21 protein-coding genes and 1 pseudogene are annotated in these 24,246 nt (G+C 63.5%); 10 read left to right on the top strand and 12 right to left on the bottom strand.

Annotated features, from left to right (window positions below; genetic code table 11):
- Positions 1 to 54: 54 nt before the first annotated feature.
- Complete coding sequence (locus RYH74_RS17240; protein ID WP_075046068.1) at positions 55 to 381, bottom strand: helix-turn-helix domain-containing protein; 327 nt, start codon at positions 379 to 381, stop codon at positions 55 to 57.
- Positions 365 to 619 carry a type II toxin-antitoxin system RelE family toxin gene (locus tag RYH74_RS17235; protein ID WP_075046069.1) on the bottom strand — a complete coding sequence of 85 codons (255 nt, stop codon included), beginning with the start codon at positions 617 to 619 and terminating at the stop codon, positions 365 to 367. Before RYH74_RS17235 ends, RYH74_RS17240 begins: the two co-directional genes overlap by 17 nt.
- Before the next feature lie 310 nt (positions 620 to 929).
- On the opposite strand from RYH74_RS17235, the gene rimO reads away from it, so the two are divergent.
- Positions 930 to 2,261 carry a 30S ribosomal protein S12 methylthiotransferase RimO gene (gene rimO, locus RYH74_RS17230; RefSeq protein ID WP_013973825.1) on the top strand — a complete coding sequence of 444 codons (1,332 nt, stop codon included), beginning with the start codon at positions 930 to 932 and terminating at the stop codon, positions 2,259 to 2,261.
- A 200-nt stretch (positions 2,262 to 2,461) separates the two neighbouring features.
- Here rimO and RYH74_RS17225 read toward each other — a convergent pair whose 3' ends face one another.
- The 4 genes and pseudogenes from RYH74_RS17225 to RYH74_RS26540 all read right to left on the bottom strand — a co-directional run.
- Positions 2,462 to 3,211, bottom strand: a complete 750-nt coding sequence (locus RYH74_RS17225) for a hypothetical protein (RefSeq protein WP_024087593.1) — start codon at positions 3,209 to 3,211, stop codon at positions 2,462 to 2,464.
- Between the two features lie 55 nt (positions 3,212 to 3,266).
- On the bottom strand, positions 3,267 to 4,931 hold the full coding sequence (locus tag RYH74_RS17220; RefSeq protein WP_317409816.1) for a DUF5666 domain-containing protein: 1,665 nt from the start codon (positions 4,929 to 4,931) through the stop codon (positions 3,267 to 3,269).
- The gene (locus RYH74_RS17215; protein WP_274121081.1) at positions 4,928 to 5,773 is read right to left on the bottom strand and encodes a DUF6502 family protein; all 846 of its coding nucleotides are present in this window, start codon (positions 5,771 to 5,773) and stop codon (positions 4,928 to 4,930) included. The genes RYH74_RS17220 and RYH74_RS17215 overlap by 4 nt, the downstream gene beginning before the upstream one ends.
- A 195-nt stretch (positions 5,774 to 5,968) precedes the next feature.
- A pseudogene (locus RYH74_RS26540) lies at positions 5,969 to 6,517 on the bottom strand (hypothetical protein); the annotation flags it as partial.
- 509 nt (positions 6,518 to 7,026) lie between these two features.
- On the opposite strand from RYH74_RS26540, the gene RYH74_RS17205 reads away from it, so the two are divergent.
- The 4 genes from RYH74_RS17205 to tsaA all read left to right on the top strand — a co-directional run bounded on the left by RYH74_RS17205 (position 7,027) and on the right by tsaA (position 9,476).
- A complete protein-coding gene (locus RYH74_RS17205; protein WP_317409814.1) occupies positions 7,027 to 7,479 on the top strand; it encodes a GNAT family N-acetyltransferase in 453 nt (150 codons plus the stop codon).
- A 77-nt stretch (positions 7,480 to 7,556) separates the two neighbouring features.
- Positions 7,557 to 8,267, top strand: coding sequence for an rRNA pseudouridine synthase (locus tag RYH74_RS17200; RefSeq protein WP_013973831.1), 711 nt, complete (start codon positions 7,557 to 7,559; stop codon positions 8,265 to 8,267).
- A 48-nt stretch (positions 8,268 to 8,315) separates the two neighbouring features.
- The gene (locus RYH74_RS17195; RefSeq protein WP_075046074.1) at positions 8,316 to 8,777 is read left to right on the top strand and encodes a DUF1456 family protein; all 462 of its coding nucleotides are present in this window, start codon (positions 8,316 to 8,318) and stop codon (positions 8,775 to 8,777) included.
- A gap of 6 nt (positions 8,778 to 8,783) precedes the next feature.
- Entirely contained in the window at positions 8,784 to 9,476 is a 693-nt protein-coding gene (gene tsaA, locus RYH74_RS17190) for a tRNA (N6-threonylcarbamoyladenosine(37)-N6)-methyltransferase TrmO (protein ID WP_317409813.1), read from the top strand.
- Positions 9,477 to 9,655: 179 nt separating this feature from the next.
- On the opposite strand, the gene RYH74_RS17185 is transcribed toward tsaA, so the two are convergent.
- The 4 genes from RYH74_RS17185 to RYH74_RS17170 all read right to left on the bottom strand — a co-directional run bounded on the left by RYH74_RS17185 (position 9,656) and on the right by RYH74_RS17170 (position 14,166).
- Positions 9,656 to 10,978, bottom strand: a complete 1,323-nt coding sequence (locus tag RYH74_RS17185) for a dicarboxylate/amino acid:cation symporter (protein ID WP_075046076.1) — start codon at positions 10,976 to 10,978, stop codon at positions 9,656 to 9,658.
- Between the two features lie 411 nt (positions 10,979 to 11,389).
- Entirely contained in the window at positions 11,390 to 12,736 is a 1,347-nt protein-coding gene (locus RYH74_RS17180) for an ATP-binding protein (protein ID WP_075046077.1), read from the bottom strand.
- The gene (locus tag RYH74_RS17175) at positions 12,733 to 13,410 is read right to left on the bottom strand and encodes a response regulator (protein WP_025340281.1); all 678 of its coding nucleotides are present in this window, start codon (positions 13,408 to 13,410) and stop codon (positions 12,733 to 12,735) included. The genes RYH74_RS17180 and RYH74_RS17175 overlap by 4 nt, the downstream gene beginning before the upstream one ends.
- A gap of 150 nt (positions 13,411 to 13,560) precedes the next feature.
- Positions 13,561 to 14,166: an outer membrane beta-barrel protein gene (locus tag RYH74_RS17170; RefSeq protein ID WP_013973837.1), complete on the bottom strand. Its 606-nt coding sequence runs from the start codon at positions 14,164 to 14,166 to the stop codon at positions 13,561 to 13,563.
- A gap of 129 nt (positions 14,167 to 14,295) precedes the next feature.
- On the opposite strand from RYH74_RS17170, the gene RYH74_RS17165 reads away from it, so the two are divergent.
- Positions 14,296 to 15,087: a dienelactone hydrolase family protein gene (locus tag RYH74_RS17165; protein WP_084785251.1), complete on the top strand. Its 792-nt coding sequence runs from the start codon at positions 14,296 to 14,298 to the stop codon at positions 15,085 to 15,087.
- A gap of 176 nt (positions 15,088 to 15,263) precedes the next feature.
- Positions 15,264 to 15,965 (top strand): 4'-phosphopantetheinyl transferase, encoded by a 702-nt coding sequence (locus tag RYH74_RS17160; protein ID WP_075046079.1) that lies wholly within the window; start codon positions 15,264 to 15,266, stop codon positions 15,963 to 15,965.
- Positions 15,966 to 15,968: 3 nt separating this feature from the next.
- On the opposite strand, the gene RYH74_RS17155 is transcribed toward RYH74_RS17160, so the two are convergent.
- Positions 15,969 to 17,576 carry an ATP-binding protein gene (locus RYH74_RS17155; RefSeq protein ID WP_317409812.1) on the bottom strand — a complete coding sequence of 536 codons (1,608 nt, stop codon included), beginning with the start codon at positions 17,574 to 17,576 and terminating at the stop codon, positions 15,969 to 15,971.
- Positions 17,573 to 18,271, bottom strand: a complete 699-nt coding sequence (locus RYH74_RS17150) for a response regulator transcription factor (RefSeq protein WP_317409811.1) — start codon at positions 18,269 to 18,271, stop codon at positions 17,573 to 17,575. Before RYH74_RS17150 ends, RYH74_RS17155 begins: the two co-directional genes overlap by 4 nt.
- Before the next feature lie 829 nt (positions 18,272 to 19,100).
- Between RYH74_RS17150 and RYH74_RS17145 the strand changes: the two genes are divergently transcribed.
- The 3 genes from RYH74_RS17145 to RYH74_RS17135 all read left to right on the top strand — a co-directional run bounded on the left by RYH74_RS17145 (position 19,101) and on the right by RYH74_RS17135 (position 24,138).
- A complete protein-coding gene (locus RYH74_RS17145; protein ID WP_025340287.1) occupies positions 19,101 to 21,980 on the top strand; it encodes a ribonucleoside-diphosphate reductase subunit alpha in 2,880 nt (959 codons plus the stop codon).
- Positions 21,981 to 22,226: 246 nt separating this feature from the next.
- A complete protein-coding gene (locus RYH74_RS17140) occupies positions 22,227 to 23,477 on the top strand; it encodes a ribonucleotide-diphosphate reductase subunit beta (protein ID WP_024087598.1) in 1,251 nt (416 codons plus the stop codon).
- Positions 23,478 to 23,673: 196 nt separating this feature from the next.
- Positions 23,674 to 24,138 carry a Bro-N domain-containing protein gene (locus tag RYH74_RS17135; RefSeq protein WP_286100385.1) on the top strand — a complete coding sequence of 155 codons (465 nt, stop codon included), beginning with the start codon at positions 23,674 to 23,676 and terminating at the stop codon, positions 24,136 to 24,138.
- The last annotated feature ends 108 nt before the right edge of the window (positions 24,139 to 24,246 follow it).

The following is a 24,246-nucleotide window of genomic DNA, read 5'->3' as shown; positions in this document are numbered from 1 at the left end:
GCGTTCGTGGATTTTCTGCTGGTGCGCCTCTGGCGAGTCCCCTGGCGGTTACAACTAAAGGTCCAGAAACTGCATGGGTATGCCCAACGCTGCAGCAATCTTTTCGCGAGTGGCCTTGCGTGGGCGCTCGGCAGCTTCCTGCTGGGCATACGCCGACTGCGAGACGCCCAGGCGCTGGGCAACTTCAGCCTGAGTCAGGTCCAGATGCCTGCGCCAGGCAGCAATGGCGGTCATACCGTCCTTCACCATATAGCCAACGACTTCATTGGGTACCAGGTCCGGTTGCGGATGGCTGGCGATATAATCGGCATACGGCAGCACGACGAAGGCAGGACGCCCGTCAGCATCATTGATGATCTGTACGTTAGTAGGTGTGTTCATCGCGCTTCTTGACCTCCTCGATGCTGACAATTTTGACGCTACCGTCCCAGTCGAAAAGTATCCGGTAGTTACCCACCCTGAGACGGTAACCGTAATGGTGATTGACCAGCGCCCTGATGTTTTGAACGTGCGGCATGTGCATCAATGCCTGAACAGCATCGTAGACCTTTGACTGATCAATCCTGTCGATTTTCCTGAGTTGCTTCACAGCTTTGCGTGACCAGTTGATCGTATTCATTTCCACGCCAGTCTTATAAGAAAACTATAAGAATCGAATAAGTTCAAGAAAAGGTTTCATCGGCGCAGACGAGGGTGACGGGCGGGGTCTATTGATTCAAGGGGAACCATTGCCAGGCTGTGTTTCGAGGTTTTGCCGAGCAAGCAGCTTACGGTTGGCTGGCATAGCGCAGCGTTCGTCGCATTTCTGCTGGTCAAGCGACCCTGCGCTCGCTAGAATTGCGCACTTTTTGATCAGAGGCGCCAAAAGCGCCCGTCAAGATCGCCCCCGATTCCGGTCGGGCGACCTGCATTCAATACCGAGGTTAGTCATGTCCACCACGCCCGCCACCCCCAAGGTAGGTTTCGTAAGCCTGGGTTGCCCAAAAGCCCTGGTCGATTCCGAGCGCATCCTGACCCAGCTGCGCATGGAAGGCTATGAAGTCGTGCCCACCTACGAGGACGCCGACGTGGTGGTGGTCAACACCTGCGGCTTCATCGACAGCGCCAAGGCCGAGTCGCTGGAAGTGATCGGCGAAGCGATCAAGGAAAACGGCAAGGTCATCGTCACCGGCTGCATGGGTGTCGAGGAAGGCAGCATCCGTGACGTGCACCCGAGCGTGCTGTCGGTCACCGGCCCGCAGCAGTACGAGCAGGTGGTCAACGCCGTGCACGAAGTAGTGCCGCCGCGCCAGGACCACAACCCGCTGATCGACCTGGTACCGCCGCAGGGCGTCAAGCTGACCCCGCGCCACTATGCGTACCTGAAGATTTCCGAAGGCTGCAACCACAGCTGCAGCTTCTGCATCATCCCGTCGATGCGCGGCAAGCTGGTCAGCCGCCCGGTCGGCGAAGTGCTGAGCGAGGCCGAGCGCCTGGTCAAGGCCGGGGTCAAGGAGATCCTGGTGATTTCCCAGGACACCAGCGCCTACGGCGTCGACGTCAAGTACAAGACCGACTTCTGGAACGGCCGCCCGGTCAAGACCCGCATGCTCGAGCTGTGCGAAGCACTGAGCAGCCTGGGTGCCTGGGTACGCCTGCACTACGTGTACCCGTACCCGAACGTCGACGACGTGATCCCGCTGATGGCCGCCGGCAAGATCCTGCCGTACCTGGACATCCCGTTCCAGCACGCCAGCCCGAAAGTGCTCAAGGCCATGAAGCGCCCGGCCTTCGAAGACCGCACCCTGGCACGTATCAAGAACTGGCGCGAGCAGTGCCCGGAGCTGGTGATTCGCTCCACCTTCATCGTCGGCTTCCCGGGCGAGACCGAGGAAGACTTCCAGTACCTGCTGGACTGGCTGACCGAAGCCCAGCTGGACCGCGTGGGCTGCTTCCAGTACTCGCCGGTGGAAGGCGCCCCGGCCAACGACCTGGGCCTGGAAGAAGTGCCGGACGACGTCAAGCAGGACCGCTGGGACCGCTTCATGGCCCACCAGCAGGCCATCAGCGCCGCCCGCCTGCAACTGCGCATCGGCAAGGAAATCGACGTGCTGATCGATGAAGTGGAAGAGCAAGGTTCGGTTGGCCGCAGCTTCTTCGATGCCCCGGAAATCGACGGCAGCGTGTTCATCGATGGCGACCACGGCTTCAAGCCGGGTGACAAGGTGCGTTGCCGCGTGGTGGATGCCGACGAATACGACATGTGGGCTGAACCCATTTAATCGCGCTGGAACATAATGCCTGTCAGTTATGTAATTTGGGGCCGCTTCGCGGCCCATCGCCGGCAAGCCAGCTCCCACAGGGGATCGCGCAATTCCTGAATTCTGCGCGGTACCTGTGGGAGCTGGCTTGCCGGCGATGGGCTGCGTAGCAGCCCCATTGACGCTATCTGACAGGCATTACCCGGTCTGGGGCTTTTTCGTCAGAACGCGTGAAAAAGCATCAGGCCGCCCTCTGCATCCGGGCTGGCATCCGAGAAGCCTTTGACTGCATAGAGTTGCACTTTCCACTGCTGGTTGAGCTTGTGTGTCAGGAACAGGGTAAGTTCCTTGATCTGCGCGCCCGTCGAGACGACCTTCTGCCGCCAGTCGTAGGAGGCGCCCGCGGAAGTGCCTGCAGCCACGGGCATGGCGAAGCCGAGACTGGCAAATATCGGGTCGTCGAAATCGCTGTCGGGCGGGTCGCCGAACTTCTTCCAGCCCAGGGTCGCGAAGCCGGTCACCGGGCCAAAGGCCTTGGCGATGTCGACCTGGCCGGTGTAATCGTATTCACCGGTGCCCAGGCACTGGTCTTCATCGGCAGTGGGGAATTTGACCTTGCCGATCAGGTCCAGCATCAGGCCGCCGTCACTGCCATCGAGCAGGGCGTAACCGGCGCTGGCAACCGTGTCCCCCAGCCCGCTTTCCACATCCCGGCAGCCACCGGGCAAGGGGTCACCATTCGGGCCCACTTCAGGGTTGGTGATGCGCAGCCAGGGCACGGTGACCTTGTAGGTCATTGGGCCGGTTTCATACTTGCCGACCACGGGGACGTACCAGATTTCCGAGGTTGTACCCGTGCCATAGTCGCCACTTGAATAGTCCATGCCTATGGCGGCGCTGAAGGTATCGCCCAGCACCGATGCGCTGGCGCATGACAGCAAGCAGGCGAAAAGAGGGAGCGTGGGTCTCATCTGCACCTCGGTTTCCCGGACGGGAAGGGTGATAGCACTTACCCAGCCTAGTTGCCTAATGCCCGGATCGCTCTGGATGCTCCACTTTTTCGACTTTCTCTACTGTCTCGGGCCTTTCGACCTTTTCGACCTTCTCTACTTTCTCGACCTTCTCAACTTTTTCTACCTTCTCGACTTTCTCAGGTTTTTCGATCTTCTCGACCTTTTCGGGCTTCTCGGCTTTCTCGATCTTCTCGACTTTTTCTACTTTCTCTACCTTTTCAACCTTCTCTGCTTTTTCGATCTTTTCCACCTTTTCAAGCTCGACCTTCTCTACCCGGTCAGAGCTGCCACTATTGCTGCTCTCGGGTTGCTCCACGGTGTCGATATGTTCCGACTTTCCGGACTTGTCCACGCTTTCAGTACTGTCCCGACCACTGGAATCGTCAACACTGCCGTGCCCGCTGTGGTCATCGCTGTTTTCAATGCGATCACTGGTCGCCTCGCGTCCGCCATGCCCGCTATTGCTGGAAGCTTCAGCGTCACGGGTGCCGTGCTCGCTGCCACGCCCCGAATGCCCTCTGTCCGGGTTGTCGGCACGGTCGTCATCGAACTCCACGCGGGTTGCCCGCAGCTCGTGCCTGCCATTGAATACCCCGCTCACCCGCACACGTTGGTCGAGCGCCAATGCCGCGGGTTGCTTGCCGACGATCACGGTGCCCTGCCTCAGCGTCACCTTGATGCCTGCCACCACCAGTTGTTGAGCGTGGCTGCGCTGTACCAGCCCCTCGATCACCGCCGTCTGCACACGGCCAGCAAAAGGCAGGCTCGGGTCTGGGCGGGTTTGCGCCACTTCCAGCTGGCGTCCGGTCCACTGCCCACGTACCAGCACTTCCCGCGCAGGTGCCACACGGGTTCCCAGCTTCAGCCCCTGGAGGCTGCCGGCACGGTCAACCGCACCGATGGCACTGGCTTCCCTGAGGCCCGGCGCCCGCTCGATACGGCTGGCTACCACTTCGCCCCTGGCATCGCGCAGGCCACTGACCCTGACCGGCTCGCCCGGGCGCAGCCCTTCAGCCACCCGCGCCCCTGCAGCAAGCCGCACAGGTTGGCCCATGACCCGCAGGGGGGCCGAAGCATTGGGCAGTGCCGTCAGCGGCCCTTCGTAAACGTTGAGGATCGAGATGCGCCCTGCTTGCAGGCCGCGTTTGCCGGCAAATGCCTCCACCGCGACAACCTGGCCGATTGCCAGGTGAGCGCTACTGGCAGGCGCACCGTTTTCACTCACCGGCACGTCCTTGCCAAAGTGCACTTCCAGGCCATTGACGCAGATCGAGGCAAACCCGGTGATGGTGCCGACGATGCCCGTCCCACCGGTACCGCCCGGGCGCAGGATCGGTGCGCCGGTACCGCCTACCCCGCCGTGATCGATGAAGGTGCCGTCCACACCGTCGGCCACCGCACCGGTCCCGCCCGTGCCACCGGGACGCTGCGGCAGCGGCGCACCGGTGCCACCCACTCCGCCGTTTTCGCTGCGTACACCGGTACCACCGACCCCGCCCGTCCTGGCCCCGGTACCACCAATACCGCCCGGAACCTGCAAGCCCGCCGCCCCCGCCATACCCACTTCGTCACGGCTGACACATACCGGTGCTGCGGCCACCTCGGCAGGCGCCACCAGGTTCAGCCCGAAACCCAGGACCAGTGTGACGACACTGAGGCAGCGCGCGAGGGAAGTCATGGGTCGGGTGTCTTCGACAAATCGGGGTCGGTAGTTTCAGTGTAGAAATAAAGCCCGACCGTGATGCGCTGACGTTGCTCGGCGCTGGGCACATCGGCATCTTCCAGGCCTGATGCGAGCCGGCTGAAGGCAAGCAGCATCTGCATGCCGTCCTTGTCCACCGCCGCACGCAGATGGTCGACGCTGGCCGGGCTCAAGGCGTCGTAGTGCACACTGCGTTCAAAGAACGGCTGGCCGTCCCCACTCAGGTTGTGCACTGCCGCGCAGGCATGGTCATGCAGGTTGTGGCCAAAGTAAGCGGCCTTTTCGTCGAAGCCCTTCTGCGGCACGAATGCCTGGGCCTCCAGGTGAACACAGTCCTGGTCGTCGAGCCGGACGATACCCAGGCGCAACCACTCATCCAGCACCACCCGCCCGCGGATGTCGGTGCTGATCTTCGCCACCAGGGCATCGAAGGAACAATCGCCACCAACACTCGCCAGGCGCGGCAACGGCAGCGCCTGGCCAGGCGCCGAGCAGAACGGCTTGCCAGTGGTCCACATATTGACCAACTGTGCACCTAACGTGATGTTTTCCGGCAGCGCGGCGAGCAATGCGCCCCCCTCGCTGCGCAAACGCCGGACATCCTTGCGATGCACGCCCGTGAGCAGGCTGATGCGGCTGTCGGTCGGCACTGTACCGTCCAGGCGAAACTCGCGATGGGCCACATCGACGAACACTTCCTTGAGCAGGTCGGCGAACATCGTGTAGGTGACCCCTTTGCGCAGCATCAGGCGCACCAGAGGACGCATGACACGCCGCAGTGCGCTTAACATCGAAGGGGGGATGGTAGGCGATTGCATTGAGCGCATTCCTTGACAGATGAACCCAGTATACGACGCGGGAAAAGATCCCACACCAACTGTGACCATATCCCTGACGAGATGAGGGATAGTCGTCGGCGCTCATTGCATTCGCGTTGAGTGGGGCTGCCGTGTCCGAACCTGGCCTCATGCAGGCCCGCCCCGTGGGCGCTGCATGAGACCGTTCAGAGCCAGTCAGCTCCTGCTGTTGTCATCACCCGGTTCGCCTGCGGCATGCTCACCGCGGTCATCACCCGGTTCGCCACCCAGATGGTCGCCACGATCATCACCAGGTTCACCACCAGCGTGATTGCCGTGGTCATCGCCAGGCTCACCGCCAACATGATTGCCATGATCGTCCCCGGGCTCACCGCCAACGTGATTGCCATGATCGTCACCGGGTTCACCGCCAACGTGATTGCCGTGATCGTCCCCAGGCTCACCGCCAACGTGATTGCCATGATCATCACCTGCTTCAGCGTGGTTGCCGCTGCGCCCAGAGTTCGAGGAGCCGTCATGGCCGCGCCCACTATTGCCGGCATGGCCATCTCCATCCCCGCCAGCGCCGTGGCCGCCGCCTTCACCGCCATGACCGCCACCGCCGTGACCACCACCGCCACCACCATGGCCACCACCGCGACCACCGCCGCCACCATGGCCCCCCCCGCCACCGCCCCCACCATGGCCACCACGGCTACCGCCGTGACCACCACCGCCACCACCATGGCCACCACCGCTACCGCCGTGACCACCACCGCCACCACCATGGCCGCCACCGCCACCACCGTGACCACCGCCGCCACCACCATGGCCACCACCGCCGCCACCGTGACCACCGCCGCCGCCACCATGGCCACCTCCACCATGGCCACCTCCACCACCACCGTGGCCACCGCCGCCCCCACCTCCGTGACCACCACCGCCGCCACCATCCTTGGCGTAGGCGCTGGAGCCATTGGATATCGAGTCTGGGATCAGAACGATGGAAGTCGACAGCACGCCAGCAACGGCAACCGCCAATAGCGCCTTTTTGAACAGCACATGTATTTGCATATTTCGTCTCCAGGTCGTCGCCATGAGAAACGCCAAATCAAGCCGGGAATCCTGTGTTCGGTTCTTGCTTTTCATTGCGTGGGAATTTTTCCCACGACAAAGTAATAGACCGCCAAACCCCGAGGTTCAAGCAACGCACCGGGAAGCCGACCGGCGGTTGCCCTGCTATGTTTGCCTTATCGTCATGGAGGAACACCGGCATGCATTCGGTACTGACGCTGCAAACCCCGCGCTTGAGTGACTACGGCGAACTGGTACAGGTGTGGGAGGACTCGGTACGCGCCACCCACGACTTCCTGCCGGATTGCTACATCGTCTTGCTGCGCGACCAGGTGCTGCGTCGCTACCTCGATGCAGTGATGCTGATCTGCTGCAAGGACCGCCAGCGCATCTGCGGCTTCGCCGGGGTCGCCAACGGGCGCGTGGACATGCTGTTCGTCGCACCGGAGCACCGTGGCAAAGGGGTTGGCAAGCGCCTGCTGCACTATGCGATCGACGAACTGAATGCCGAGCGCCTGGACGTCAACGAACAGAACCCGCAAGCCTTGGGCTTCTACCTGCACGAGGGCTTCGAGGTGATCGGCCGTTCGGAAACCGACGGCCTGGGGCAACCCTACCCGCTGCTGCACATGCGCCTGCGCAAAACGGCGTAAATGACACAGATTCCCAGCCCCTCTGCCGCGCGGGCAGGTACAATGCAGGTCTTTCCCTGCCTTTGCGAATTGCCGTCATGTCCGAACCCGTCCGCCTGTCCAAACGCCTTATCGAGCAGCTTGGCTGCTCCCGCCGAGAGGCCGAGCTGTACATCGAGGGCGGCTGGGTCACGGTCGATGGCGTGGTGGTCGAGCAACCGCAGTTCAAGGTCGAGCAGCAGCGCGTCGAACTGCTGCCGGGTGCCCGTGCCGAAACGCTGGAACCGGTAACCCTGCTGCTGAACCAGCCGGCCAGCGTGGACAGCGAAACCGCCCGCGCCAGCATGAACATGAGCAACCTCAGCGAAGCCCACCGCGAAGGCGTGCGCGCACTTCACGGGCATTTTGCCCGGCAGGCCTGCGTGGCGCCGCTGGAGCGCGGTGCCAGCGGCCTGCAGGTATTCACCCAGGACTGGCGGGTAACCCGCAAGATCGACGCCGACCTGCGCCGCCTGGAACAGGAATTCATCGTTGAAGTGCGCGGCGAGACCACGCCCCAGGCGCTGGAACGCCTGGCGCGCGGTGCCACCCGCAATGACCGCGAGCTGCCCAAAGCCAAGGCCAGCTGGCAGAACGAAACCCACCTGCGCATGGCCCTGAAAAACCCGCAGCCCGGGCAGATCGCAGAGCTGTGCGCCTACCTGCGCCTGGAGCTGGTAGGCATGCGCCGCATTCGCCTGGGTGGCGTATCGATGGGCAAGCTGCCCCTGGGCCAGTGGCGCTACCTGGCCACTACCGAACGTTTCTAAGCAATACGCCGCGCCACAGGTGCGGCACCTGAACAGGATTCTGCAACAATGAACCACAACGACGTCCTGCGCAGCCTGCGCTACATGCTCAAGGTGAATGACGCCAAGATGGCCGAAATCATCGGGCTATCCGGCCTCGACGTGCATCCCCTGGTGCTGGCCACCTACCTGAAGAAGGACGACGAGGAAGGCTTCGTGCGGTGCCCGGAACGGGTCATGGCGCACTTTCTCGACGGCCTGGTGATCCACCGCCGCGGCAAGGATGACAGCCGCCCGCCGCAGCCGATCGAACTGCCGGTTACCAACAACCTCATCCTCAAGAAGCTGCGGGTGGCCTTCGAGCTCAAGGAAGATGACCTGCATGCGATCCTCAAGTCGGTCAACTTCCCTGTCAGCAAACCCGAGCTCAGCGCGCTGTTCCGCAAGGCCGGCCATGACAACTACCGCCCTTGCGGCGACCAGCTGCTGCGCAACTTCCTCAAGGGCCTGACCCTGCGCGTGCGCGGCTGATTGGCCATGCAGCATACGGTTACCCCGGTCGGCATCATCCGCTCCTGTTTCAAGGAGAAGTTCGCCATCCCGCGCCAGCCGCAACTGGCGCCCGCCGCACGCGGCGTGCTCGAGCTGCTGCCACCGTTCGACCAGGGCGATGCGGTCGAGGGGCTGGAGCAGGTCAGCCATGTCTGGTTGCTGTTCCTGTTCCACCAGGCACTGGAAGACAAACCCCGCCTTAAAGTGCGGCCACCGCGCCTGGGTGGCAACAAGAGCATGGGTGTCTTCGCCACCCGCGCCACTCACCGGCCCAATGGCATCGGCCAGTCGGTGGTACGCCTGGAAGGCGTGGAGCCAGGGCGCCTGCTGTTGTCTGGCATCGACCTGCTCGACGGTACGCCGGTGCTGGACATCAAGCCGTATGTGCCGTACGCCGATAGCATCGCTGGCGCCAGCAACCAGATGGCCAGCCAAGCGCCCGCCGTGATCGCCGTGCAGTGGGCCGACAACGCCCTGCCCCAGGCCCGCGAACATGCACTGCGCCTGGGTGAACCGCTGGTGGAGCTGATCGAGCAGTGCCTGGCGCAGGACCCACGGCCGGCCTACCAGGTGCCGCCGGCCGAGCGGGTGTATGGGGTGAAGTTCTGGGATGTGCAGGTGCGCTGGCACTACCCGCAACCGGACGTGATCCGGGTGCTGGAGGTGGTGAAAGATTGAGGATCACAGGCCCGGCCCTATCGCCGGCAAGCCAGCTCCCACAGGGACCGCACAATGCTCAGGCCTGTGGTGATCCTGTGGGAGCTGGCTTGCCGGCGATAGGGCCGGGCCTGAAAGCACAATAATCACCCACAAAAAGGCGACCCTGAGGTCGCCTTTTTCTTTTCACCATCCTGCGATCAGCGAGCCGGGCCTTCAGCCACGCCCAGGTCGTCGGTCGGACGGGTATCGACCAGCGGCGCACCACCGGAGGCCAGCTCCGCTGCCAGCTTGTCGTTGTCCATTTCCTTCACCCACTTGGCCACGACCACGGTGGCAACGGCGTTGCCAACCAGGTTGGTCAGGGCGCGGGCTTCGGACATGAAGCGGTCGATGCCGAGGATCAGCGCCAGGCCGGCAACCGGCAGGTGGCCAACGGCCGACAGGGTGGCGGCCAGTACGATGAAGCCCGAACCGGTAACACCGGCAGCACCCTTGGAAGCCACCAGCAGCACCAGCAGCAAGGTGATCTGGTGAGTGATGTCCATGGTGGTGTCAGTGGCCTGGGCGATGAACACCGCAGCCATGGTCAGGTAGATCGAGGTGCCATCGAGGTTGAACGAGTAACCGGTCGGGATCACCAGGCCAACCACCGACTTCTTCGCACCCAGGCGCTCCATCTTGGCCAGCATGCGTGGCAGGGCCGACTCCGAGGAGGAAGTACCCAGCACGATCAGCAGTTCTTCACGGATGTAGCGGATCAGCTTGAGGACACTGAAGCCGTGGGCGCGGCAGATACCGCCCAGCACCACCAGCACGAACAGCAGGCAGGTGATGTAGAAGCAGGCCATCAGGTAGCCCAGTTGCACCAGCGAGCCAACGCCGTACTGGCCGATGGTGAAGGCCATTGCACCGAAGGCACCGACCGGGGCCAGTTTCATGATCATGTTGATGATGTTGAACATGACATGGGCGAAGCGGTCGATCATGTCCAGCACCGGCTTGCCGTAGCTGCCCAGGCGGTGCAGGGCGAAGCCGAACAGCACGGAGAACATCAGCACTTGCAGGATGTCGCCGTTGGCGAAGGCGCCGACCACGGTGTTGGGGATGACGTTGAGCAGGAAGCCGACAGTGGTCTGCTGCGCGCCGGCGGCGGCGTAGGCAGCCACGCTGCTGGCGTTCAGGGTGCTGACGTCGATGTGCATGCCAGCGCCCGGCTTGACCACGTTGACGACGACCAGGCCGATGATCAGGGCGATGGTGGAGACGATTTCAAAGTACAGCAGCGCGTAGCCGCCGGTCTTGCCGACCGACTTCATGCTCTGCATGCCGGCGATGCCGCTGACCACGGTACAGAAGATGATCGGGGCGATGACCATCTTGATCAGTTTGACGAAGCCGTCACCCAAGGGTTTGAGGGCGACGCCCGTCTCCGGGTAGTAGTGGCCGAGCAGGATGCCGATGGTGATGGCGACCAACACCTGGACATACAGGGATTTGTACAGCGGCTGACGTGTCGTCATGGCTAATTTTCCTCAAGTGTGCCGGTTCACCCTTCCCAGGGCGATGGGGCACCTGAATCGCTAACCCTCCTGCACCTGGAGGGATTTGTCGTTGTGTTCGAGCTGCCTGGGCAGGCCTCTGCGAGGATCAATAGCAAGGGTGGTGCCAAAATGCCCACCAAGGGTGCAAAGGCTGTATTTGCGAGGGATAAACGCCCAACGACGGGGCGACTTGCCTGAGGAAGGCTGGCGGATTTCCGCCCGGTGGCGGGATTTGTACAGGGGCATTGGCGGGAATCCGCCCATTGTGGTTTGCCTGGGCCGGCCCTTTCGCGGGCTTGCCCGCTCCCACAGGTACTGCACAGGGCTCGAGTGCAGTGCGCCCCCTGTGGGAGCGGGTTTACCCGCGAAGAGGCCGGCCAACCCAGCAAATCACTCGAGGTTGAAGGTGATCCTGAACGCCGCGCCCCCCAGAGGAGAATCCCCCAGGCTCAGCTCGGCGTCATAGCTGTCGACGATATCCTTGACCACCGCCAGCCCGATCCCCTGCCCCGGGTGCTGGCTGTCCAGCCGCTCCCCACGCTCCAGAATCCGCTCACGCTGGTGCGCCGGCACCCCCGGCCCGTCGTCCTCGATGCACAAGGTCAACTGCCCAGGCGCCTGCTCCAGGCTTACGCGCACCTGGCCCAGGCTGAGGCGGTAGGCGTTCTCCAGCAGGTTGCCCAGCAGCTCCAGCAACGCGCCCTGCTCCATCGGCACCTGCGCCGCATCGGGCAGTTGCAGCGTCACGTCCACCCGCTTGTCCCGGTACACCTTGGCCAAGGTGCTGCACAGGCTTTCGAGCAACGGCCGCAGCAACACGCTATGGCGTACCAGACCGCTCTTGCGCAGGCTGGCGCGTTGCAGCTGGTAGTCGATCTGCTGGCTCATGCGCTCGATCTGGCTCTGCAGCACACGCGCCTGCTCGCGCTCGCCGCTACGCTGCTGCAGGCTTTCGCCCACCCCCTGCAACACCGCCAGCGGCGTCTTCAGGCTGTGCGCCAGGTCATCGAGCGAATCACGGTAGCGCTGACGCTGCTCGCGCTCGCTGCGCAACAGGCGGTTCAGCGAGCCGGTCAGGCGCAGCAGCTCCCGTGGGTGTTCGCCACTCAGGCCATCCCGCACGCCCGACTCCACGTCGTCCAGCTCGCGGCTGAGCCGCCGCAACGAACGCAGGCCCCAGGTCAGGCCGGCCCACAGCAGCACCAGCAGCGCCAGCAAGGCCGCGCCAAAGCCCAGGTAGAGCTTTTCGCGCAGGCCATCGAGGGTGTGCTGGTATTCGCGCACCGGTTGCAGGGCAACGATGCTGTAGGCGGCGCTCTGGCCACCCAGCAGCTTGATCTCGACGTCATAGACGAAGAACTCTTCGCCATCGGCCTGGTGAATGCGGGCGAATTCGTTGCCGCGGCCGTCGTAGCGCGGGCGGTAGTTGACGTTCTGCGCGGCGGTTGCCCGCGACTGCCAGACCAGCTTGCCGTCGCGGTCGAAGATATAGCCGAGCAGGCCGGTGTACGGCAGGTTGTAACGCTCGTCCGGCAGCAGCGTCGGCATCTGCAGTTGACCATGTTCGATGCGCGCAGCGGAAATCAGCGTGGTCACATCCGAGGCCAGGCGTTGTTCGATCGACTCCTGCAGGGCCAGGCTGAAGGCCTTCTGCAAGGCCGGCAGCAGCGCCAGCATGAACAGCAGCGCCAGCACCGCGGCCGCCAGCATCAGGCGCACCCGCAGCGAACGGATCATCGGCAGCGCTCGGTGAACAGGTAGCCCAGGCCGCGCACGGTGTCGATCGGTTTGAAGCCGTGCTCGCCCTCGAGCTTGCGCCGCAGGCGGCCGACCAGCACTTCGATGACATTGGGGTCGCGTTCCTCGTCACCTGGGTACAGCTGCTCCATCAGGCGGTCCTTGGCCACCACCTGCTGGTGATGGCGCATGAGGTATTCGAGGATGCGGTATTCATAGGCGGTCAGGGCCAGGGGCTGCTCGTCCAGCGTCGCCTGCTTGCGGTTGAGGTCGAGCACCAGCGGGCCGGCGGCAATGGTCGACTGGGTGAAGCCGCTGGAGCGGCGCAGCAGGGCGTTCAGGCGTGCCTCGAGTTCTTCGAACTGGAACGGCTTGACCAGGTAGTCGTCGGCACCCGCGGCCAGGCCCTCGACCTTGTCCTGCCAGTTGCCGCGGGCGGTTAGGATGAGAATGGGAAAGGTCTTGTCCTGGCTGCGCAGGCGCGTGATCAGCTCCAGCCCGCTGATGCCGGGCAGGCCCAGGTCGATGATGGCCAGGTCGAAGTGGTATTGCCCGGCCTGGTACAGCGCCTCCTCGGCATCGGCGACCGCCTCGACCACATGGCCGCTCTCGCCCAGGCGGGTGTAGAGGTGATGGCGAAGCAGGGCTTCGTCCTCGACCACCAGCAGTTTCATGTGCAGCTCCTTGATATGTATTGCCTGTACCGGCCCTTTCGCGGGTAAACCCGCTCCCACAGGTACTGCACAGGTTTGAAGAACTGCGCGATCCCTGTGGGAGCGGGTTTACCCGCGAAGAGGCCGGTACAGGATAACCCGGCTCGCCCGTCAGAACTTGTAGCTTGCAGCCAGGTAGGTCTGCGCGCTGCTGGTCAGGCGCAGGGTGCCGTCCTTCGGCCCGCCGTGCGCACCCACTTCGGTGGCGGCGTTGGTACGCAGGTAACGGTAGCCCAGTTCCACCGAAGCCTTGTCGGTAATGTCCTGGATCACACCGGCCTGCAGGCCATACGCGTAACCGTAGTCGGTATCCCGGCTGGCACCCGGCGAGTCCTGGGTCAGCTTGGTCACGCCCAGGCTGCCGCCGCCGAACAGCTTGGTGGTATCACCCACCGGCAGGAACAGGTCGTAGCTGCCCAGCAGGTTTTCCTGGCGCAGCTTCAGGCCGCTGTGGTCGCCCGAGACATTGTCGTAAGTCATGTAGTAGCGGCCCTGGTCATTGATCTTGCCCACGCGCACGCCCCAGGTGTCGTCCTTGCCGATGATGCCGTCGGCGTTGAGGTGGTCGGTGTTGCGCTGCAGCAGGCCGGACTTGCGAACCTTGTCGCTGGTCTGGCCGTAGGTCAGGCTGGCGAAGTTGTCGTCAGCGGCCTGGGCAGTGGTGATGCCAGCGGCGCAGACGGCCATGGCGGCAAGCAGGGTGTTGAAGGTTTTCATGGCTGGATACTCCAGTTGAGTGCGCTGTTTCGGTCTGGAAGCTAGAGTAAGCAGGGCACCCTGAACCGCGACTGAACCCTGGCTGAACCTCGGCTGAACGAACCGTTTGCAGAACAAGGAGTAGTGACCATGCGCGCCCTGCTGGCCTTGACCCTGATGTGCAGCGCCGCCCTCGCCCAAGCGGCGGTACAAACCCGCGAGATCCCCTACCAGGACGCCGACGGCAATCGCCTGGTCGGCTACTACGCCTATGACGACGCCATCGAAGGCAAGCGCCCCGGCATTGTCGTAGTGCATGAATGGTGGGGGCTGAACGACTATGCCAAGCGCCGCGCCCGCGACCTGGCTGCACTGGGCTACAACGCCCTGGCCATCGACATGTATGGCGACGGCAAGCAAACCGAGCACCCTGCCGACGCCATGGCATTCATGACAGCAGCGATGAAAGACCCCAAGGCCGCGGAGCGGCGCTTCGATGCCGGCCTCGAACTACTGAAACTGCAGCCGAACACCAACAAGCACCAGTTGGGGGCGGTCGGTTATTGCTTCGGCGGCAAGGTGGTACTGGATGCCGCACGCCGCGGCGAAAAACTGGACGGCGTGGTGAGCTTCCATGGCGCACTGGCCACCCAGACCCCGGCCAGGCCTGGGGTGGTACGCGCGGAGATCCTGGTCGAGCACGGCGCGGCAGATAGCATGGTTACTCAGCAGCAGGTGGAGGCATTCAAGGCCGAGATGGATGCAGCCAAGGTCAACTATGAGTTTGTCAGTATCGAAGGGGCCAAGCATGGGTTTACCAACCCGGATGCAGACCGGCTGAGCCATGGCGAGCATGGCGGGCCGGATATCGGCTACAACAAGGCGGCGGATGAAAGATCGTGGGCGGATATGCAGGCGTTCTTCAAGAAGGTGTTCAAGTAAACAACGCGAGGGGCCGCTTTGCGGCCCAATCGCCGGCAAGCCAGCTCCCACCGGGGCCGCGCAAAGCTTGGGCCGTGCACTGTACCTGTGGGAGCTGGCTTGCCGGCGATTGGGCTGCAAAGCAGCCCCTGCGATCCGATCTCCCACACCGTCGCCTCGGCTGGCACAATACCCCCATGAACACACTCCCCGCCTGCTGCGCCCCGCTCCAGCACCACTGGCCCCTGCCCCGCCCACTACCCGGCGCGGTGCTGGTCAGTTGTTACTTCGACCCCGCCCGCCTGGCACCCGACGACTTCCAGCGCGCCGGCGTCGTGCCAGGCGCCAGCCTGCAGCGCTCGGTGGCCAAGCGTCAGGCCGAGTACCTGGCCGGCCGGGTATGTGCCCGCGCCGCGCTGCAGCGCCTGGACGGCCGTGACTACGTGCCCGGTACCCACGAGGACCGTTCGCCCATCTGGCCCGCCGGCATCCACGGCTCGATCACCCACGGCAAAGGCTGGGCTGCCGCAGTGGTTGCTGCCGAGGGCAGTTGCCAGGGTCTGGGCCTGGATCAGGAAGCACTGCTGGATGACCAGCGTGCCGAGCGGCTGATGGGCGAAATCCTCACCCCGCCCGAACTCGAACGCCTGGACCGCCGCCAGCTCGGCCTTGCCGTCACCCTGACCTTCTCGCTGAAGGAAAGCCTGTTCAAGACGCTCTACCCGCTGACCCGCCAGCGCTTCTACTTCGAGCACGCCGAAGTGCTGGACTGGTCCGTCGAAGGCCTGGCCCGCCTGCGCCTGCTCACCGACCTGTCGCCGCAGTGGCGGCATGGCGCCGAACTGCAGGGCCAGTTCTGCCTGCAGGACGGCCACCTGCTCAGCCTGGTCAGCGTCTGACCGTCACAACGGTGCCTGCTGCCGTGGCCAGTTCAGGCTGAAGCAGGCACCGCCCAGCGCGGCGCTGCGCCCCACCGTGGCCCGCCCCGCGTGCCAGTAGATGATCCGCCGCACGATAGACAGGCCCAAGCCATGCCCGCCCGAGGCGCGGGTACGGCTGTTGTCGAGGCGAGTGAACGGTGTGAAGATACGGTCCCAGACGCCCTCGGGGATGCCCGGGCCGTCATCCTCCACATCGATGCGGCAGCGTTGCTGCCCCAACTGGTAGCTCAGGCGCACCTCGGCCTCGGCATGGCGCATGGCGTTACCCACCAGGTTCTGCAGGGCCCGGTGCAGGTAGCGCGGTTCGGCCTCGACCCAGGCGCCTTCGCCATCGGCGCCCTGGCACTCACCGCGCACCACCCGTACCTCGGCACGCAGCGGCGCAAGCTCTTCGATCACCCGGTCGAGCAAGGCGTCCAGGTCAACCCGCTCGAACTTCAGCGCCGGTGCGCCCTGCTCCAGGCGGGCGTAGGTGAGCATCTCGTCGACTAACTTGTCGAGGTCCTGGATATCGCCGTCCATGCCCGCTAGGTGCTTGGCGCGGGCCTGCTCGGTGGTGGCACTTTCGATCATCTCCAGGCCAAAGCGCAGGCGTGCCACCGGCGTGCGCAGCTCGTGGGAAACCGCCCGCACCAGCTCGCGCTGCATGGTCAGCGAGCGCTGCAGGTGCTCGGCCATGCCGTTGAAGGCCGCGGCCAGGCGCCCCACCGAGTCGGCGTCGCCGGCCGGCACACGGGTGTCCAGGCTGCCCTGGGCGATGCGCGTGGCGGCAATCTCCAGCCCCGACACACGCCGCTCCAGTTGGCGCACCAGCAGGTAGACCACCAGGCCGATCAGGCACAGGCCAAGAAAGGTGATCAGGACCAGCAACTGCGGCGGATACGGGTTGAGCTGGTACAGCGGGCCGATTTCCAGCACCCAGGGCGAACCCGCCAGCCCGGCGAACACGCGGATCGAGTCACCATCCTTGCCCAGGGCCATGACCGTGTCGCCCTCCTCGACCCGGCGCCGCTGGTCATCGTCCAGGCTCACCCGCTCGATGCGCTGCAGGGCCACGCCAAAGCCGAAGCCCTTTTCTTGCTTGATCTGTGCCAGGCGCTGCTGCTGTTCGGTCACCGGGTAGCGCACCAGTTCGTCGGCCAACAGATAGAGGGTGGCCCGCGCCAGTTGCTCGCTGATCTGTTTGATCTGCGCTACCAGCATCAGGTCTTCCTGGCCGACCTTGCGCAGCACCTGGGCCGCATGCGGGCCGGTCTTCTCGACCACCACCAGGCCGCGGTAAAGGCGCGCCCGCTGGCCGCCATCGAGTGTGCGCGCGGTCATCGGTTGCAGCGCCAGCGGCACGCCGAGCAGGCGCTCCCAGATCAGCAGCGAGCGCTTGCGTTCGGTGTCGTTCTGCAGCGCCAGGTTGTCGGCCATCAGGCTGAAGGTACCCTGGGCCAGGCCCTCGCGGTGCTGGGCGGCACGCACTTCGTTGACCAGGTGCAGGCTGAGCACCCCGAGCAGGGCCACCAGCACCAGCACGGCCAGCATGCCGCCATAGATGCGCAGGAAGATCGAGTTGTTCATGGGGCCTCGCCGACGAACAGGTAGCCCTTGCTGCGCAGGGTCTTGATCAGCCTTGGCTGGAGCGGGTCGTCGCCGATCTTGGGGCGGATCCTGGAGATGCGTATGTCGATGGAGCGGTCCTGGCCGTCGTAGCCGACGCCACGTAGCGCGGTGAAGATCTGCTCGCGCGTCAGCACCCGCCCGGCGTTGCTGGCCAGCAGCCAGAGCAGGTCGAATTCGGCGCCGGTCAGCTCGATCAGCTGTTCACCCAGATGCGCCTCGCGCAGGCGATTGTCGATGCGCAGCGCGCCGAAGGCCAGGTCCTGGCGCTTGCTGTCCGGTGCTTCGCTGCGGCGCAGCAGGGCCTGAATGCGTGCCAGCAGCAGTCGTGGGCGTACGGGTTTGCAGACGTAGTCGTCGGCCCCCAGGTCCAGGCCCTGGACCTGGTCGAGTTCATCGCTGCGGGCGGTCAGCATGAGGATCGGGCCAGGGTACTGGCTGCGCACCCGGCGGCAGATGCTCAGGCCGTCCTCGCCGGGCAGCATCAGGTCGAGAATGACCAGGTCGGGCTGGCTGTCGACGATGCGCCGCGCGGCGCGGGCGCCATCGCCCTCGACGCTGACTTCGTAGCCGTTGGCCTGCAGGTACTCGGCGGTGAGCTCGGCCAGGCGCTGGTCGTCTTCGACGATGAGGATGCGGGGTGCGGGGTGGTCCATGGCTTGTGCCTATGTTTGTTGTTTTTCTATGGCCTGTGCCGGCCCCTTCGCGGGTGAACCCGCTCCCACAGGGACCGAGCCGCTTTCGAAGCCTGTGCAATACCTGTGGGAGCGGGTTCACCCGCGAAAGGGCCAGCACAGGCAACATAACCCTTTAACCAAAAAGCAACATCCCCTCGGAATACTACGGCTGCCATCCGGTACTGCCAACCTGCCAGCAGCCCCTCGACTGAACCGTTTTTTGTGATAGGGTTCGCGCCCGAAAAATTCTGCCCCGGGGCAGCAAGGCGCAGAAAAATACTGCAAACCACTTGGCACAAGGCCTACAGCGAATACCCACCATTCACTCACAAAGTACGCACAAGTTATCCACAGGCGCTCGCCTTGCAAAGCCCCCAATACCGCATTATCTTGTATCCCGATCGCAGCGAACCACTAGATATAGGGGTTCGTGCAAAATCACACACAAAAGTCAACCCGCAAAATCAAGCGATTTTTTCGGGTGAACTTCAAGTGATTCCAGCAGCCAAACCGCTCCTGCGGAGGCGACCGAGGCAAGCCCTTCCAGGGCCTTGTTCGGGCATGGGTGTTACAGGCCAGGCCTGGCATCCATCAGCAACAGTTTTTGGGCCCGGCCCAGAACCTTTGACTTCGGCCAGGGAGCGGCGAGCCAATTGCCCTTATTCCTGAGTCTGTCCCGAAGTTGGTACGCCCGCGCGGGCGGATGCGCATGCATTGCCCATCCCCGCCGGGCCATCGAGCAAGTGGACGGAACGGTGGGCGCCCAAAAGGCGCCTGAACAATATAGAAACTGTGGAGACACCCACCCATGCAAACCGACACAACTCGCGAGAACCCGCAGGCCAAGGTGCCGCAGGCCGCCGATTCCAACCAGGATCTGGCCGCCACCGCTCCCGGCCAACTGCGTGTGATCAAGCGTAACGGCACTGTCGTCCCCTACACCGACGACAAGATCACCGTGGCCATCACCAAGGCGTTCCTCGCAGTTGAAGGCGGCACCGCCGCCGCTTCGTCGCGCATCCACGACACCGTCGCGCGCCTGACCGAGCAGGTCACCGCCACGTTCAAGCGTCGCATGCCATCGGGTGGCACCATCCACATCGAAGAAATCCAGGACCAGGTCGAACTGGCCCTGATGCGCGCCGGCGAGCAGAAGGTCGCCCGTGACTACGTGATCTACCGCGAGCAGCGCGCCAAGGAGCGTGCCACCCGCGTCAACACCGAGTCCGTGGTCGAGCCGCACCCAAGCATCCGCATCACCCTGGCCGACGGCAGCCTGGCGCCGCTCGACATGGCCCGCCTGAACACCATCATCAGCGAAGCCTGCGAAGGCCTGGCCGAAGTCGATGGCGACCTGATCCAGCGCGACACCCTGAAGAACCTGTACGACGGCGTGGCCATCAAGGACGTCAACACCGCCCTGGTGATGACCGCCCGTACCCTGGTCGAGCGCGAGCCGAACTACTCGTTCGTTACCGCCCGCCTGCTGATGGACACCCTGCGCGCCGAAGGCCTGGGCTTCCTGAACGTGGCCGAGAGCGCCACCCACCACGAAATGGCCGACCTGTACGCCAAGGCCCTGCCGGCCTACATCGACAAAGGCGTCGAGTTCGAGCTGCTGGACCCGGCCCTGAAAGGCTACGACCTGGACCGCCTGGGCAAGGCCATCGACCACGAGCGTGACCAGCAATTCACCTACCTGGGCCTGCAGACCCTGTACGACCGCTACTTCATCCACAAGGATGGCGTGCGCTTCGAGCTGCCACAGGTGTTCTTCATGCGTGTGGCCATGGGCCTGGCGCTGGAAGAGAAAGACAAAGAAGCCCGTGCCATCGAGTTCTACAACCTGTTGTCGTCCTTCGACTACATGGCCTCGACCCCGACCCTGTTCAACGCCGGCACCCTGCGCCCGCAGCTGTCCAGCTGCTACCTGACCACCGTGCCGGACGACCTGTCGGGCATCTACCACGCGATCCACGACAACGCCATGCTGTCGAAATTCGCCGGTGGCCTGGGCAACGACTGGACCCCTGTGCGTGCACTGGGCTCTTACATCAAGGGCACCAACGGCAAGTCGCAGGGCGTGGTTCCGTTCCTGAAAGTGGTCAACGACACCGCCGTTGCCGTCAACCAGGGTGGCAAGCGCAAGGGCGCCGTGTGTGCCTACCTGGAAACCTGGCACCTGGACATCGAAGAATTCATCGAGCTGCGCAAGAACACCGGTGATGATCGTCGTCGTACCCACGACATGAACACCGCCAACTGGATCCCTGACCTGTTCATGAAGCGTGTCTTCGATGACGGCAAGTGGACCCTGTTCTCGCCTTCGGAAGTGCCAGACCTGCACGACCTGACCGGCAAGGCCTTCGAAGAGCGCTACGAGTACTACGAAGCCCTGACCGAGTACAACAAGATCAAGGTGTTCAAGACCATCCAGGCCAAAGACCTGTGGCGCAAGATGCTGTCGATGCTGTTCGAGACCGGCCACCCGTGGCTGACCTTCAAGGACCCGTGCAACCTGCGTTCGCCGCAGCAGCACGTGGGCGTGGTCCACAGCTCCAACCTGTGCACCGAGATCACCCTGAACACCAACAAGGACGAGATCGCGGTCTGCAACCTGGGCTCGATCAACCTGCCGAACCACATCGTCGACGGCAAGCTGGACACCGCCAAGCTGCAACGCACCGTGAACACCGCCGTGCGCATGCTCGACAACGTGATCGACATCAACTACTACTCGGTGCCGCAAGCGCGTAACTCGAACTTCAAGCACCGCCCGGTCGGCCTGGGCATCATGGGCTTCCAGGATGCGCTGTACCTGCAGCACATTCCGTACGGCTCCGATGCTGCCGTCGAGTTCGCCGACAAGTCGATGGAAGCGGTCAGCTTCTACGCCATCCAGGCGTCCTGCGACCTGGCCGACGAGCGCGGTGCGTACGAGACCTTCCAGGGTTCGCTGTGGTCCAAGGGCATCCTGCCGCTGGATTCGCAACAGATCCTGATCGAGGCCCGTGGCGCCAAGTACATCGACGTCAACCTGGAAGAGTCCCTGGACTGGGCCCCGGTGCGCGAGCGCGTCAAGAAAGGTATTCGTAACTCGAACATCATGGCCATCGCGCCGACCGCGACCATCGCCAACATCACCGGCGTGTCGCAGTCCATCGAGCCGACCTACCAGAACCTGTACGTGAAATCGAACCTGTCGGGCGAGTTCACCGTGATCAACCCGTACCTGGTCCGCGACCTGAAGGCCCGTGGCCTGTGGGACTCGGTAATGATCAACGACCTGAAGTACTACGACGGTTCGGTGCAGCAGATCGAGCGTATCCCGCAAGAGCTGAAGGACCTGTACGCCACCGCGTTCGAAGTCGAGACCAAGTGGATCGTCGATGCCGCCTCGCGTCGCCAGAAGTGGATCGACCAGGCCCAGTCGCTGAACCTGTACATCGCCGGCGCCTCGGGCAAGAAGCTGGACGTTACCTACCGCATGGCCTGGTACCGTGGTCTGAAGACCACCTACTACCTCCGTGCCCTGGCCGCGACCAGCACCGAGAAGTCGACCATCAACACCGGCAAGCTCAACGCCGTTTCCAGCGGTGGCGACAGCGCCCCGGTCCAGGCAGCCGGCCCTGCGCCAGTGCCGAAGGCCTGCGCGATCGACGAGCCTGACTGCGAAGCCTGCCAGTAAGGCCAAGCCGAGGCTTCCTGCGGGAAGCCTCAACGCGTTTTCCGCACCATTGCGGACCCTGTGGGAGCGGGTTCACCCGCGATGAGGCCGGCACTCCCGCCGCCTCTCCACAGCCAGACACAACAAGCCGTGGCTACAAAGCCGCGGCCAGCCCTTTTCGGGCACCTCAGATTTGCGTGCACCGCACCGCAACCAAGATCCACCGGCCATACTTGATAGATGGCCCTCAAGCAGGAGAATCTCACCATGCTGAGTTGGGACGAATTCGATAAAGAAGACGGCGAAGTAGCCGCCAAAGGCAACACCCCTGCGCAGGCCGCTGCCGCCGCCACCCTCGACAAGCTCGACAGCGCCGGTGGTGCCGCCGCCCTGGAAGCCCGTGCCGCCACCGCCGACGACTCCGACGCCGTCAAGCGCGCCAAGGCTGCCCTGAACGACCTCGACATCGCCGAAGGCCTGGCCGAGCTGGAAGGCTCCGGCGCCCGCGTGCGTGTTGACGAAAAGCGCATGATCAACTGCCGCGCCGACCTCAACCAGCTGGTACCGTTCAAGTACGACTGGGCCTGGCAGAAGTACCTGGACGGCTGCGCCAACCACTGGATGCCGCAAGAGGTCAACATGACCGCCGACATCGCCCTGTGGAAGAGCATGGACGGCCTGACCGAAGACGAGCGTCGCATCGTCATGCGCAACCTCGGCTTCTTCTCCACTGCCGACTCGCTGGTAGCCAACAACCTGGCCCTGGCCGTGTACCGCCTGATCACCAACCCGGAGTGCCGCCAGTACATCCTGCGCCAGGCCTTCGAAGAGGCGATCCACACCCACGCCTACCAGTACTGCATCGAGTCGCTGGGCATGGATGAAGGCGAGATCTTCAACATGTACCACGAGATCCCGTCGGTAGCGAAGAAAGCCGCCTGGGGCCTGAAGTACACCCGCGCCATCTCCGACCCGGAATTCAACACCGGCACCGTCGAAACCGACAAAGAGCTGCTGCGCAACCTGATCGCCTACTACTGCGTACTGGAAGGCATCTTCTTCTACTGCGGCTTCACCCAGATCCTGTCCATGGGCCGCCGCAACAAGATGACCGGCGTGGCCGAGCAGTTCCAGTACATCCTGCGTGACGAGTCGATGCACCTGAACTTCGGTATCGACGTGATCAACCAGATCAAGATCGAGAACCCGCACCTGTGGGATGCGGCGATGAAGGAAGAAGCGACCCAGATGATCCTGCAAGGGACCCAGCTGGAGATCGAATACGCCCGTGACACCATGCCACGCGGCGTGCTGGGCATGAACGCAGCGATGATGGAGGACTACCTCAAGTTCATCGCCAACCGTCGCCTGACCCAGATTGGTCTGAAGGAAGAGTACCCAGGGACTACCAACCCATTCCCGTGGATGAGCGAGATCATGGACTTGAAGAAAGAGAAGAACTTCTTCGAGACCCGTGTGATCGAGTATCAGACTGGTGGGGCGTTGAGCTGGGATTGATATCCGAGCGAGCATAGAGAAGGCTGCCGATTGGCAGCCTTTTTTATTGGCCGGGAAAAGCCGAAGAGGAAGCTTCGTACAAGGTTCTCATTGTGACTTTTGTAGCGTCGCGATAACGTCTGTCGGCGCTTAAGAACGCTCACGCAGCGGTATTCCGTTCCCGTTAGCAGCGGCTCTCCAAATCAGGATGGCCAAGATGGACAGTTTCAATGCACCTACCCTCTTCACCCGCCACAACCGCCCCCTCCACACCCTCTGGCTCGAATCCCAAGCCTGGTTCTGCGCCCACGAACTCGGCCGGCTGAGTGGTCACTTCTACGACGAACACTGCATGCGCAAGCTCGACCCGGATCAGTGCCGCTCCGTGCAGTTGCTGCGCTATGGCAAGTACCAGGAAACCACGATGGTCAGCGAATCCGGGGCCTATACCTTATTGGCGCATCACCATGTACCGGAGAACCGGCATTTGCGCTGGTGGCTGACGCATGAGGTGGTGGCGGTGCTGCGTGATCGGCAGACGGACGGGATGGAGGATGTCCCGCGACTGGGGCAGATGTGCTGGCCTGGGGGGCGGAGCGCGACGTTGTTGTATTGGCAGAGTGAGCCTTGGGTGAGGATGCGGGAGTGTGCGCAGCGGGCGCTGCGGTTGCATGGGGTTTAAGCGGCGGGTTTGCCTGGGCGGGCCTCTTCGCGGGTGAACCCGCTCCCACAGGTACTGCGCTGGCTTCGGGTTAATGCTGTACCTGTGGGAGCGGCCGTGGCCGCGAAC

The sequence above is a fragment of the Pseudomonas sp. LSJ-87 genome (assembly GCF_032971465.1).
Classification (GTDB): Bacteria; Pseudomonadota; Gammaproteobacteria; order Pseudomonadales; family Pseudomonadaceae; genus Aquipseudomonas; species Aquipseudomonas putida_Z.
The sequence above is the reverse complement of the archived record's forward strand: the minus strand, read 5'-3'. Positions and strand labels throughout refer to the sequence as shown.

What these genes read in the sequence shown, in the direction of transcription:
- RYH74_RS17220 (WP_317409816.1), bottom strand. Translation starts at nt 4,931, where the DNA reads ATGACTTCCCTCGCGCGCTGCCTCAGTGTCGTCACACTGGTCCTGGGT.
- RYH74_RS17205 (WP_317409814.1), top strand. Translation starts at nt 7,027, where the DNA reads ATGCATTCGGTACTGACGCTGCAAACCCCGCGCTTGAGTGACTACGGC.
- RYH74_RS17180 (WP_075046077.1), bottom strand. Translation starts at nt 12,736, where the DNA reads ATGATCCGTTCGCTGCGGGTGCGCCTGATGCTGGCGGCCGCGGTGCTG.
- RYH74_RS17215 (WP_274121081.1), bottom strand. Translation starts at nt 5,773, where the DNA reads ATGCAATCGCCTACCATCCCCCCTTCGATGTTAAGCGCACTGCGGCGT.
- RYH74_RS17175 (WP_025340281.1), bottom strand. Translation starts at nt 13,410, where the DNA reads ATGAAACTGCTGGTGGTCGAGGACGAAGCCCTGCTTCGCCATCACCTC.
- RYH74_RS17170 (WP_013973837.1), bottom strand. Translation starts at nt 14,166, where the DNA reads ATGAAAACCTTCAACACCCTGCTTGCCGCCATGGCCGTCTGCGCCGCT.
- RYH74_RS17185 (WP_075046076.1), bottom strand. Translation starts at nt 10,978, where the DNA reads ATGACGACACGTCAGCCGCTGTACAAATCCCTGTATGTCCAGGTGTTG.
- RYH74_RS17200 (WP_013973831.1), top strand. Translation starts at nt 7,557, where the DNA reads ATGTCCGAACCCGTCCGCCTGTCCAAACGCCTTATCGAGCAGCTTGGC.
- tsaA (WP_317409813.1), top strand. Translation starts at nt 8,784, where the DNA reads ATGCAGCATACGGTTACCCCGGTCGGCATCATCCGCTCCTGTTTCAAG.
- RYH74_RS17155 (WP_317409812.1), bottom strand. Translation starts at nt 17,576, where the DNA reads ATGAACAACTCGATCTTCCTGCGCATCTATGGCGGCATGCTGGCCGTG.
- RYH74_RS17160 (WP_075046079.1), top strand. Translation starts at nt 15,264, where the DNA reads ATGAACACACTCCCCGCCTGCTGCGCCCCGCTCCAGCACCACTGGCCC.
- RYH74_RS17145 (WP_025340287.1), top strand. Translation starts at nt 19,101, where the DNA reads ATGCAAACCGACACAACTCGCGAGAACCCGCAGGCCAAGGTGCCGCAG.
- RYH74_RS17165 (WP_084785251.1), top strand. Translation starts at nt 14,296, where the DNA reads ATGCGCGCCCTGCTGGCCTTGACCCTGATGTGCAGCGCCGCCCTCGCC.
- RYH74_RS17140 (WP_024087598.1), top strand. Translation starts at nt 22,227, where the DNA reads ATGCTGAGTTGGGACGAATTCGATAAAGAAGACGGCGAAGTAGCCGCC.
- rimO (WP_013973825.1), top strand. Translation starts at nt 930, where the DNA reads ATGTCCACCACGCCCGCCACCCCCAAGGTAGGTTTCGTAAGCCTGGGT.
- RYH74_RS17195 (WP_075046074.1), top strand. Translation starts at nt 8,316, where the DNA reads ATGAACCACAACGACGTCCTGCGCAGCCTGCGCTACATGCTCAAGGTG.
- RYH74_RS17135 (WP_286100385.1), top strand. Translation starts at nt 23,674, where the DNA reads ATGGACAGTTTCAATGCACCTACCCTCTTCACCCGCCACAACCGCCCC.
- RYH74_RS17225 (WP_024087593.1), bottom strand. Translation starts at nt 3,211, where the DNA reads ATGAGACCCACGCTCCCTCTTTTCGCCTGCTTGCTGTCATGCGCCAGC.
- RYH74_RS17150 (WP_317409811.1), bottom strand. Translation starts at nt 18,271, where the DNA reads ATGGACCACCCCGCACCCCGCATCCTCATCGTCGAAGACGACCAGCGC.
- RYH74_RS17240 (WP_075046068.1), bottom strand. Translation starts at nt 381, where the DNA reads ATGAACACACCTACTAACGTACAGATCATCAATGATGCTGACGGGCGT.
- RYH74_RS17235 (WP_075046069.1), bottom strand. Translation starts at nt 619, where the DNA reads ATGAATACGATCAACTGGTCACGCAAAGCTGTGAAGCAACTCAGGAAA.